Genomic DNA, 1,069 nt, shown 5'->3' on the forward strand with positions numbered 1-1,069 from the left:
CAGCGCACCATTGGTGGACGAGCTCGAAGCCCTGATGCTCAAGCACCGCCCCGGCCTATCGCGCCACGACGATCTGGCCAAAGCCATGGACTATATGCTCAAGCGCTGGCCGGTGTTCACCAGGTTCCTCGACGATGGCCTTGTGTGCCTGACCAACAATGCCGCCGAGCGGGCCCTTCGGGGCATTGCCCTGGGGCGCAAGGCCTGGCTATTCGCCGGCTCCGACCGCGGCGGGCAGCGGGCCGCATTCATGTACAGCCTCATCGTCACCGCCAAGCTCAACGATGTCGATCCGCAGGCCTGGCTGGCCGATGTCCTGGCCCGCATCGCCAATTACCCCAGCCACCAACTGGACGATCTGCTGCCCTGGCACTGGGCAGTGTCCTCTGACAGGAGGGCGGCGTGAACCCGACCAAGGTAGCTTCCGCGTCCGAAAGCCTGAACGAGATAGCCACGCTTCGCATCCAACTCACGGACACCGATCCGTTGATCTGGCGCCAGGTCGAGGTCCCCACCTCGATCACCCTCAAGGTGCTGCACGACATCATCCAGATAACGATCGGCTGGTTCGACTATCACCTGTGGGAGTTCACCATCGGCGAACAGAGATATGGCCTGCCGATGGATCAAGACTGGGGAACCGAGCCGCGCAAACAGGCGACCAAGGTCCGGCTGCGCGACGTGCTCAAGACAAAAAGCACCGTTATCGACTATGTGTACGACTTCGGGGACTATTGGGAACATCGTATCATGGTCACGAACGTTCGCGCCGGCGACCCCGAAATCTCCTACCCGCGCTACATTGCCGGTGAGGGCGCAGGACCACCGGAAGACTGCGGCGGCATTCCCGGCTTCTATGACCTGCTCAAAGCCCGAAACGAGCCGGAGAATCCCGATCACGCCGAGGCCGTCCAATACCTTGATGACTATGACCCCGATGTCATCGAGGAGTTGCCGATCAAATACGCTCTCGGCCGCATCGCCGCCCGCCGCAACGCTGCAAAGGCGCGCATCAACAAATAGCCATACGCTGAAATCCTCAGCCCGCCGCCGTCCTCACCAGATGCTT

Annotated in this window: 2 protein-coding genes; both read left to right on the forward strand. The window is 61.6% G+C overall.

The genetic code is table 11. The features are described from left to right. On the forward strand, window positions 1-406 hold a 406-nt coding region (locus WH91_RS20890), incomplete at its 5' end, for an IS66 family transposase (protein WP_144408404.1). After that, complete coding sequence (locus WH91_RS20895) at window positions 403-1,023, forward strand: plasmid pRiA4b ORF-3 family protein (RefSeq protein WP_046172946.1); 621 nt, start codon at window positions 403-405, stop codon at window positions 1,021-1,023. The genes WH91_RS20890 and WH91_RS20895, both read left to right, overlap by 4 nt. Window positions 1,024-1,069: the final 46 nt, after the last annotated feature.

It is taken from the genome of Devosia psychrophila (genome assembly GCF_000971275.1).
Taxonomy (GTDB): domain Bacteria; phylum Pseudomonadota; class Alphaproteobacteria; order Rhizobiales; family Devosiaceae; genus Devosia; species Devosia psychrophila.